Annotated in this window: 9 protein-coding genes; 6 read left to right on the top strand and 3 right to left on the bottom strand. The window is 42.1% G+C overall.

The genetic code is table 11. From position 1 onward, the window contains the following. The first annotated feature begins 545 nt into the window (after window positions 1-545). The 4 genes from B4H32_RS00275 (at window position 546) to B4H32_RS00260 (ending at window position 4,013) form a co-directional block, all read left to right on the top strand. Window positions 546-1,436, top strand: coding sequence for an MlaA family lipoprotein (locus B4H32_RS00275; RefSeq protein WP_004683013.1), 891 nt, complete (start codon window positions 546-548; stop codon window positions 1,434-1,436). A gap of 130 nt (window positions 1,437-1,566) precedes the next feature. Beyond that, complete coding sequence (gene gigA / locus B4H32_RS00270) at window positions 1,567-2,535, top strand: RsbU family protein phosphatase GigA (RefSeq protein WP_004675729.1); 969 nt, start codon at window positions 1,567-1,569, stop codon at window positions 2,533-2,535. 102 nt (window positions 2,536-2,637) lie between these two features. After that, window positions 2,638-3,159 (top strand): anti-anti-sigma factor GigB, encoded by a 522-nt coding sequence (gene gigB / locus B4H32_RS00265; RefSeq protein WP_004675727.1) that lies wholly within the window; start codon window positions 2,638-2,640, stop codon window positions 3,157-3,159. A 29-nt stretch (window positions 3,160-3,188) separates the two neighbouring features. Next, window positions 3,189-4,013 carry a carbon-nitrogen hydrolase family protein gene (locus B4H32_RS00260; protein WP_004683015.1) on the top strand — a complete coding sequence of 275 codons (825 nt, stop codon included), beginning with the start codon at window positions 3,189-3,191 and terminating at the stop codon, window positions 4,011-4,013. A 236-nt stretch (window positions 4,014-4,249) separates the two neighbouring features. Here B4H32_RS00260 and B4H32_RS00255 read toward each other — a convergent pair whose 3' ends face one another. Both B4H32_RS00255 and gspE read right to left on the bottom strand, forming a co-directional pair. Further along, window positions 4,250-6,439, bottom strand: a complete 2,190-nt coding sequence (locus tag B4H32_RS00255; protein WP_004683019.1) for a 2OG-Fe(II) oxygenase — start codon at window positions 6,437-6,439, stop codon at window positions 4,250-4,252. Between the two features lie 26 nt (window positions 6,440-6,465). Continuing rightward, window positions 6,466-7,956 carry a type II secretion system ATPase GspE gene (gspE, locus tag B4H32_RS00250; RefSeq protein ID WP_286799021.1) on the bottom strand — a complete coding sequence of 497 codons (1,491 nt, stop codon included), beginning with the start codon at window positions 7,954-7,956 and terminating at the stop codon, window positions 6,466-6,468. Between the two features lie 93 nt (window positions 7,957-8,049). On the opposite strand from gspE, the gene B4H32_RS00245 reads away from it, so the two are divergent. Together B4H32_RS00245 and B4H32_RS00240 are read left to right on the top strand one after the other, a co-directional pair. Continuing rightward, complete coding sequence (locus B4H32_RS00245) at window positions 8,050-8,886, top strand: hypothetical protein (protein ID WP_286799020.1); 837 nt, start codon at window positions 8,050-8,052, stop codon at window positions 8,884-8,886. 9 nt (window positions 8,887-8,895) lie between these two features. Beyond that, complete coding sequence (locus tag B4H32_RS00240; protein WP_004769803.1) at window positions 8,896-9,813, top strand: mechanosensitive ion channel family protein; 918 nt, start codon at window positions 8,896-8,898, stop codon at window positions 9,811-9,813. Here the strand turns inward: B4H32_RS00240 and B4H32_RS00235 are convergent. After that, window positions 9,814-10,120, bottom strand: a 307-nt coding sequence (locus B4H32_RS00235) for a DUF2339 domain-containing protein (RefSeq protein ID WP_286799019.1), incomplete at its 5' end; no start/stop codon positions are given. It lies immediately after the preceding gene.

The following is a 10,120-nucleotide window of genomic DNA, read 5'->3' as shown; positions in this document are numbered from 1 at the left end:
ACTCTTCAGTTTAATATCATTTGTGCTTTATTCTAAGCACCAAATCTGGCTCATCAATTTTCTGACAAATATTTCTCAAATAAACTTCGAGTAATTTCTACCATTCAATCAATGAAAATATATTCGATCGATCAATCAGTAAAAATCCACACAAGTTGTTCTTCTATTCTCTTAATGATCTTCTCAATGATTCGTCATCATCAAGCTAGGTCGGCTATGTTACTCTAAATCTCTTTAAAGTCAACAGGTAATTTCAACTTTATTTTAAACCACTTTAAATAATTGATTTAAAACAACTTTCAATCAACAGCACCGCCGATGGAGTCGCATTATAGATCATTCTAAATACCTTGCAAGTGCTTTTTTAAATTAATATATCCAAGTGAACAATTTTCAATCAAAAACACTTTCCAGCTTATATTTTTCAACCGAATTTGTTTTAATACCAGAAGAACAATTAAACTATATGCCGTTTCTATATAATGTTTGCATCAAGGCAATCATTTAATGACTGTAATTTCGCTCTAACGCGATTAAGGACTTATATGCATTACTCAAATTTTATCTTGCTTGGGTTGTTAACTGCTGGAGCATGTTCATCAGTATTCGCGCAAGAGACTCCCAATGAATCGGCAGACCAGAGCAATACTACTGAGAATCAGGCAACAACCGAACAGAAAAACCCGACCACGATTCAAGCAATAAAAGATTTGAAGCATCTCACCAAGAATGATTTAAAAGTAAATGCAAATGCAGCTCAGCCTGATGCGGTAAAAGACCCTTTACAACCATTGAACCGCCAGATTTATGCATTCAATGACATGCTGGACCGTAATATATTAAAGCCAGTAGCCATACAATATATTGCCAAGGTTCCAGAAGAGGTTCGTAGTCCTTATCGTCAGTTCAGGAAAAACTTGGGTGAACCGTGGAATGCAGTCAACCAGTTCATACAGGGCCGCCCAACACGTGCAGCTAAAAGTCTAGGTCGCTTCACAATCAACACCTTAACGACTTTAGGCTTTGCTGACCCTGCACGTCGTCTGGGATTGCCAACAGAAGAAGAGAGTTTTGGGGTAACGCTAGGCTATTATGGTATTGCCTCAGGTCCTTATGTCATGCTGCCTTTCTTTGGCCCCAGTACGTTCCGTGATGGTTTTGGTTTGCTCGCTGATAGTTATGGTCGCCCTCAAAAATATTTGCTGGATGATCAGAAAGGCATATATTGGTCAACGAATTTGTTACAAGCAGTTGATGCCCGTTCCCAGATTCCTGATATTGAGGAAAGCCTGAAAGGCGATAAATATGCGATGATTCGTGATTTCTACCTACAGCGTAAAGCTTTCCAAATTGCTGAAAAGCATGGGGATTCGTCTGATATTTCATTTATTAGTGATGAAGATGATACAAATGACTCATCTGCTGATGACAAATAAAAAGACAAGATTTTTCCCTATGGACTTCAGTATTGCCAAAGATTTCAAATGTTGGCAATACTATGTTTTTCATCATCTTTCATCTATGATGAATTAAAAAATGATCATACAAAGGATCGGCTATTCATCTATGTATTTCATTCAGCCCACACGCTCAATACCTTGTTTAGATCAGTCATTGAATGAGTTACCGAGTTTACAAGTCATTCATGTTGATGATCTAGATTTGTATGATCCCACAATTATTGCAATTGCAGATGTTCAGGACTTTTTAAAATACCAATGGAAGTTGCCTACCATTGTGCTGGCTTTTGAAGATGAAGGAACTGCTCTGGCACAAGCATGGGAAATGGGAGCATTGGCAGGCTGGATCTGGGATAGCCTACCTAAAAATCCTGTTCATGCCTTATTTAAAATTGATGCCCAGTATAAACGTAATCAGGATAGCCGCGATCTACCTTCCGCCGCTGAGTTACAGAAGCGCCTTTTACCCAATCCAATTGAACTACCCAATTATCAGTTTGAGTCCTTTTTTCAGCCTTCTGCCTATCTTTCAGGGGACTGGTATGATTATTGGCGTCTGAATGATGAAGAAATTTTATTCTATCTTGCCGATGTGTCAGGGCATGGGGTGACCAGCAGTTTATTGACCTCATGGATGGCGGCATTTCATGGTAGGTCAAAGACACCAAGCCAGCTCATCCAAAAGCTCAATGCCATGCTGGTACAGGAAAACATTGAAAAGCATATCACTATGGTGGCAGGGGTTCTAAATTTGGTTAGCCACGAAGTGCGTTGGTCAAGTGCGGGGCATTATCCTCCCCCAATCATTTTTGAACCAAATCAGCCTCCCCAGATTCTGACAACCAGCAGCTTTCCATTAGGCTTGACCGAAGAACTGGAAGTGGAAGAGCATCATTGTGTACTAAACCGTCATTCCCGCTTTATTTTATGTTCCGATGGCGCACTGGAACCTTTTGATGGCGGGTTAAATGAGCAATTTAACCAACTGGTCACCCACCTTCAAAACAACTCTTTCCAGCCTCCCGACCATGTGGCTGATGATATTGCCATTCTGAGTTTATGCCGAATGAATTAATTTTAAAATCAATGTTTTAATTAGATCACAGCATCCAACCACTTGTGTCTAGAATATCACTATGGGATAATTTTATATCCTTTCTCTGAAAATGGCATTTATATGTCAACAGGTCATGTTGAATATGCAAGCTTAAATGGAACGCATATTTTCAAGCTTATTGGCGAAGTGCGTGCCCAATCTTGTATAAGTTTGGACAAGCTACTCAACAAGATTGAACAGCAGCAAAATGTTGTTGGTGCAATCGTTGATTTAACCCAGACCACATTTATTGATAGTACTGTCCTGGGCGTACTTGCAAAACTCGGTCTTAAGCTTAAACAAGTCCATCACATACAGGCAGTCATGCTTTCAACCAATCCAGATATTACCACCCTGGCGAATAGCATGGGGCTGGGGCAGGTTTTTGTGATCCTGAATTACTGCGGCGATCCTAGTGTGTGCACGCTGGAGCTAACAGAAGAATTTGTGACACACAGTGCAATGTTAAATACAGTACTGGACGCGCATAAGACCCTGATGCGCCTGAATGAAAACAATCAGAATATGTTTGAACCACTGGTCAAGCAGTTGCAAAAAGAACAGGATTGTTTAAACCAGGATACTCAAAAACAAAACGCCTGATCGTTGCCTCCTAATATTGTGGTACCTATATGAGTCTGCTTTCTGTTGTACAAATGAACTCTCAAGATGACATTGAAACGAATTTCACTGTCATTGAGTCATTGATTCAGCAAAGTAAGGCCCAAGATGCTGAACTGATTGTCTTCCCTGAAAATTTTGTCTGTTTTGCCGCAGGTAAGCAACGCGAGACCGCAGCACAGTTTGAGGCTATTCAGCAACGACTGGAACAGCTTGCTCACCGCTACCAGATCTGGATTGTTGCGGGTACACTTCCCTGCCCATTTCGTCCTGATGGCTCAATCATTCAGGATGGTCGTGTGCGTACCGTCAGTTTATGCATTAGTCCTGAGCGTACAGAAGCACGTTATGACAAGATCCATTTGTTTGATGTTCAGGTGGGTGACGCTGTTGGGGGTTATCAGGAATCAAGATTTTTTGAGCCTGGTGATGAGGTTGTTGTTGCCAGAACATCTTTTGGTAATCTCGGACTAATGGTATGTTATGACTTGCGTTTTCCAGAACTCTCGTTGATGTTACGCACCAAAGGGGCGAATATTCTAACCGCGCCCGCCGCATTTACCTACACAACAGGCAAACTGCACTGGCAACTGCTGCTACAGGCACGTGCCATGGATAGCCAGTGTTTTGTTCTTGGTTCTGCACAGCAAGGCTGGCATGGGGAACAGCGTCAAACCTGGGGGCATGCAGGGATTACGGATAGTCGTGGTCAGCTTTTACAGATGATAGACACTGAGGGGCATGGTTTAGTAACCAGTGCTTTTGACCTTGATGAACAGAATGCCATTCGCCATTCCATGCCACTCATACAGCATCGCAGATTAATCAATTACTAAACACATCATAAAGCTTAGCTAATACAAAATATGTGCATACGGTAAATATCTGACCATAATGATCAACTTTTTCAAACTTTGGGCGTACCGCCATCAACGTTGTTAGAGCCGCCGACTCAGCAGAAAAATGATTGATTTTGACGATATCTTTAAGATGCGATTTTGAAGTACTCAAAATAATACGAGAAACCATAAGATTGGTTAGATCATCGATCTAACCAATCTTGCCAGATTCATTATGACGTAGATTTTGACTTAATCTTACGCAACAACCATACATCCTGTTCCCAATTTCTGAGCAGACGCTCATAACTCGCTTGCGTTTTCATTAACCTTAATGTATGTGGCGAACCTTTGCGTATGGTTTCCATCGCAAGATCAACCGTTGTATTACGAATGGCATTTTCAACCAGTGTTCGCTCAGCTTGGTTTTTCCGATAATCAAAAATTTCTTCTGTCGCTGATTGCATAAAGTCTGCAAGCATCTGCCAAACCTGTACATTATTTTGGGTATCAGGTAAAGCACGTTGCCAATCTTTAGGTGGCTGGGGTGGTTGATCTACACGTTGTTGCAAATATTGCTGACAGTAATCCATTAATTTCGCATGAATTTTGCCTATACTCTGGTTTTTCAGTAGTTGCGGAACAAGTGTCTGATGAATATATTTCCAGTCAAGATGCGTAATCATTGCCTGACTGATACAATCAATCCAAGCCTGATTGGGTGACAATTGAGCATCTAGTGCAAATAAATGTGTAAGTGCGGAACTGCTCAATTGTATTGAACCAGAACGTGGTAATTTTGCCCAATACATTGGCAACAGGTCCATCTGTATTTGAATTAATTCAGCATATTTCGTATCAGACAGCAATACACAGAACACTGCCAAGAGTTTTTCTAAAAAGCTAGGATAAATTTCTGTGGTTATTTTTTCAAAAAATTGCACATGCTCATTTTGAGGCAACCAATCCAAAAGCTTTTGCCAATATTCTGCATCAATCCGATTAAATAATAACTGCAAGTATTCATATTCAATCTTATTGAGAAAAGCTTGATGATTTTGCCAAATAAGCCAATCTACAACAGCATTGAAATGGTCGGGTTGACGGCAACGATCACCAAATCCATAATCCAGTTGTTGATTGATCGCTGCAATTTCCAGCTTGGATGCCGTTTGATTTTGAGTAAAATATGCCATCCAGCTCAGTTGAGTTGCAACATCTTGCTGTGCCAGTAATTGCACGTTTTGTTCAGGAGACCAAATCACCACTGCAGCATGATGATACCAATGTGTTAAATCAGGCCCGTAATTTCCCATAAACCCTGTAGATTCTTTCACAATTGGTTCACCCTCATCCACTGCAAATGAGGTGATTAAATCATTTTCTTCAAAGTGAATATGGCTTAAAGCAGGATATTCATTATCAAGCCAATTCTCAATATCTAAAGATTCATCATGGATTTCATCTATTTCTGCATTTTCATCACCACCCTCTTCCCCATAGCTATAATTATAGCCATCATCAACAGGCGTTCCTGATTGATAGGCAGTAACCAAACAGAGTTTAGCGTAATAGCCCATTTTCTTGGCAGCTTTGAGTAAAACATCCGCTTTATAGCGATCATTTAATTTTAAAGCATGATAGGCAAAATTTTCAGGGGTATATTGGTGTCCCAATAAAGTGATATAAGGTTGATCTGATGGGTAACGTTGAAAAATATCAACCAAATTATCAACATATTGGCTCATGGAGTGTAATTCAATTTTAGGGGCTGTTTTTTGTTGTATCAGATTATAGACCAGACATATCCGATAGCCTGATGTCAGCAGTTTGATCTCATGGTCACAATCTGCATAAAATGCAGCACAGTTTATTGTATAGTTTGCGGCATCCTGTGCAAAATCAGCAATGATTTCTTCACCATCAAACTGAATGGATAACTCGCCTCCAGTATAATGAGAGGGAAGATTGATAATCAGTGAGCCAAACATGCCTTTTTCTTTTTCAGCGTCTTTGTGGGATAAAAAGAAATCTCCCGTTTGATAAACCAATAATTTATAAGGGCTTGCTGTAATGGTATAATCTTTTAGACCTAAATCAGTTTTTATCTGTTCAAGTTGCTGATCTAAGAAACGCTGCCATTGTGGATTAGCAAACTGAAATTGTGCTGCATCAATTTGCTGTGTACGTCTCACCTGTGTATCAACAATCGTTTCACTACCTTTACCAAAAGGTGCTTGTTCTGCAACGCATAATAATGCTTTCGCGTGTATTTCATGTAGAGGGAATGAAATTTCTCCAACTCCCTCAACGTGTAAACCAGGTAATATGAAATCGTGACGTTGTATAGTGGCGAATTTTCCACTTCCTTTTAATGTTCGCAAACAGGAAAGTATTTCTGTTTTTAAGTGTTTGATTGACATATTTAAGTACTGTCTACGACCTATTCCTAAACCTCTTCACTTTGATTGGTCACTCTCAACACTTCTTCCAGAGTGGTTTTACCAGCCAAGACTTTTCTTAAGCCATCATCACGAATTGAACCTGCGTAACGGCGCGCATGGTTTTCCAGTTCATATTCAGCCGCATTGCCATGAACCAAACGACGCAAAGATTCATCCACAGGGACAATTTCATAGATTGCAGTTCGGCCACTAAAGCCAACATGAGAGCATTGCTCACACCCTTTAGGTTCAGGCAATTCCATGTGTTGATCCACATTTAAATGCTGGAAAACCTGTCGTTCAAAATCATCGGCCTTACGCCAAGTCACACAATGTGGACACAAGGTACGCACTAAACGCTGAGCAATCACACCAATCAGGGAGCTCGCCAACAAGAATGGTTCAATGCCCATATCTTTTAAGCGGGTCACTGCACCAATGGCGGTATTGGTATGTAGTGTGGAGAGTACCAAGTGACCTGTCAGTGATGCCTGTACCGCAATTTCAGCCGTCTCAAGGTCACGGATCTCCCCCACCATTACCACGTCAGGGTCCTGACGTAACATCGCTTTCAAGGCACGGGCAAAGGTCATATCCACCTTGGTATTAACCTGTGTCTGTCCAATCCCCTCAAGTTGATATTCAATTGGGTCCTCGGCCGTCAGGATATTGCGGGTATTGTCGTTGAGATCAGACAATGCCGCATAAAGTGTGGTGGTTTTCCCCGAACCTGTCGGGCCTGTCACCAAAATAATGCCATGCGGACGATGTACCAGTTGGGTCAGACGCTCATAGTCATTTTGCATTAGGCCCAGGTGGGTCATGTTCAAACGTCCAGCCTGCTTATCCAGCAAACGCATCACCACACGTTCACCGTGGGAAGATGGTAAGGTGGAGACACGCACATCGACCTCACGACCTGCCAAGCGAAGTGAAATACGACCATCCTGAGGAATACGCTTTTCTGCAATATCCAGTTTTGCCATGACTTTAATACGTGACACCAACAACGGCGCAAGTTCACGACGTGGCTGTACAATTTCACGCAGTTGACCATCGACACGTAAACGTACCGAAAGTTTTTTCTCAAAGGCTTCAATATGAATATCGGATGCGCTGACACGAATCGCTTCTGACAATAGCGCATTAATCAGGCGAACAATCGGCGCATCATCCTCCTGATCCATCAGGTCTTCAGCTTCAGGTACCTGATCAGCCAGACTGAGTAAATCAGGGTGATCTTCCAGACCTGCCGCAACCTGTTGCGACTCACCTGTATCCCCTGCATAGCTAGAACTGAGCAGGGCATGAAATTCCTGATCGCTACACAATTGATCGTGGGCATATTTCCCCAAAATTCGACGCGCTTCCTGCAAGGCAATCCGTGCGGTGTCTTTCCGTCGCACAATAAATGCCTGATCGCCCTCGTAACGTAACAAAACGCCATGTCTTTTGGCAAAACTATAAGGAATTTGTATTTGTTTAAGTATTTGCATCATACAAATAATGATAAAAAAGATGCTTGAGTGTACTCTAAGCGAGTTACAGCGTGAAGTCTGTTTAGCATACTCACACAGGAATTTTGCATCTTGTCTCAAAATAATTCATATCAAAAGCAGCAATATCAGCCGCCCCATGCCAACATTTTGAAATGGTGGGGAGAACAACAATTTGAAATTCAGCAGGCCAAGGCTTGGCAATTCGGTTCACTGTTATTTCGGCTGACCCGTGGCATTAAGGAATGGCGGCTGGAATATCATCGTCCACAATGTCAGCACGATTATGAACAACAATGGAAAATGCTGAGCGATACTGATTTTGCAATGCCCCACCCCGCAAAGATTGAACGTTATATGTTCCATAACACCCAAAGTACATTTCACTTAATGCCACGTTTGGCAGATCGCTCTGTGGTCATCAAGCCTGTAGACCCAATTTATATCCCAGCAGGTCAACGTGGAACACTTTATATCAGTACGCCCTTATGGATTGCAGGCTTGGTTGGGGGATTGACTGAACCTTTATTTGATATTCCCATCATCCAGCCGAAAGATACCTGGTTTGGAAAAGATCCCCAGCATGGTGAAATTTGTTATGCCACCTCGGTGGATGGGCGCACTGACTTAAATCTGCTCAAACCGCGTGCATTCCGTGCAGTCACTCCAATTGAGTTCCACAACACCAGCCAGCATCAACTGCGTTTTGATCGTATGAATGTTCCTGTTCCTGCTCTTCCCCTGCTCTATAGTGAAAGTACAGGTCGTTTATGGACTTCACAAATCAAAGTCTATTATGAAGGTATGGATCATCCAGCACGTATTCGGATTGAGAATAGAACCCCAACTCAAGCAGGTGAAGTGATTTATGTACATCCTCCTCGTGCGCCTGGAAGTACATTATTCTATATGTTTGATTCATTCTTTTAAGAGGTTGCTATGCCTGATTCGAATATTCCAAAGGATGTTGCTAGCAGTCTCGCCAGTATTTTCACCAATATTAACTTCGAACGTTTAAGCGAAATCGTTGTTGCGATTATTTTAGTGTTTATTGGTTTTGTAATCGCAAGACTGGTATCTAATGCCTTCATTCGTACAATTGGAAATCGTTTTAATGCCCATCAACGCTTGCTATGGCGTAGAGGGATTTTTTATTTTATTTTCCTGTTATTTATTATGACTAGCTTAAGAGAGGCTGGATTTAAACTCAGCGTGTTCTTGGGTGCAGCAGGAATTCTGACCGTTGCTTTGGGTTTTGCATCACAGACATCGGCGACCAACTTGATCAGCGGTTTATTTTTGATCGGTGAAGGTTCATTTGAAGTTGGTGATACCATTCAGATTACCCTGATTCGTGGGCAGACCATTGAGGGACAGGTGATTTCAATTGACCTGCTGTCTGTGAAACTGCTCACACTAGATAATGTCTATATTCGCCTACCCAATGAGCAACTGATTCGAACACCTGTGATGAACCTGTCCAAATATCCAATACGGCGGATTCCCATCACGCTGGCGATCAATTTCCATGAGGACATCATTAAGGTAAGGCAGGTTCTGTTGGAAGTTGCAGCCAAATATCCTTTGGTAATGGATGACCCAAAGGCAACCGTAACCGTGACCGCATTTCGGGAATCATCGATTGAATTACTGTTTTCTGTCTGGTGCCGTCAGGAAAATGCCCTAAAGGTTCGCGATGAGATGCAGGAACGGGTACGAAATGGCTTTGTGGAAAATCAGATTGAAATCCCTGTACCGAAAATGGGCTTGATTGACCGCCCCATCCCGCTTGAGGATGATGAGCTTGATCAATATGCCCATCAGAAAGAACTTAAAAAAGAGCAGAAAGAGAGTTGATTAGCCCTCTTCCTGACTTTCCTCAAACGCAGGTGGCAAAGGTGCGAGATAGGCAATCACCAGCATGACCGCACCCGAACCGATAAATGAAATCACGCGCGTCAACGTACCACTTTGCGACAAATCCAGCAGTAATAATTTAGCCACCACAATGCCCAACAACGCAGCACCCACAAACCAGATTTGGCGGATATGACGGCGACTGGAAAAAGTCATCAGGATAAATGCCAGAATCACCCATAATAAAGTCAGGCTGAGCTGCACATCACCATTTGACCAAATGTCCAACCCCCACAATGGTGTACCC

Origin of the sequence: Acinetobacter sp. UBA2063, from assembly GCF_002333245.1 — a bacterium.
Classification (GTDB): Bacteria; Pseudomonadota; Gammaproteobacteria; order Pseudomonadales; family Moraxellaceae; genus Acinetobacter; species Acinetobacter parvus.
Note: the sequence above shows the minus strand (reverse complement) of the source record. Positions and strands in the feature narration are given on the sequence as shown.

Coding starts and splice junctions, on each gene's coding strand:
- B4H32_RS00275 (WP_004683013.1), top strand. CDS start 546: ATGCATTACTCAAATTTTATCTTGCTTGGGTTGTTAACTGCTGGAGCA.
- gigA (WP_004675729.1), top strand. CDS start 1,567: ATGTATTTCATTCAGCCCACACGCTCAATACCTTGTTTAGATCAGTCA.
- gigB (WP_004675727.1), top strand. CDS start 2,638: ATGTCAACAGGTCATGTTGAATATGCAAGCTTAAATGGAACGCATATT.
- B4H32_RS00260 (WP_004683015.1), top strand. CDS start 3,189: ATGAGTCTGCTTTCTGTTGTACAAATGAACTCTCAAGATGACATTGAA.
- B4H32_RS00255 (WP_004683019.1), bottom strand. CDS start 6,439: ATGTCAATCAAACACTTAAAAACAGAAATACTTTCCTGTTTGCGAACA.
- gspE (WP_286799021.1), bottom strand. CDS start 7,956: ATGCAAATACTTAAACAAATACAAATTCCTTATAGTTTTGCCAAAAGA.
- B4H32_RS00240 (WP_004769803.1), top strand. CDS start 8,896: ATGCCTGATTCGAATATTCCAAAGGATGTTGCTAGCAGTCTCGCCAGT.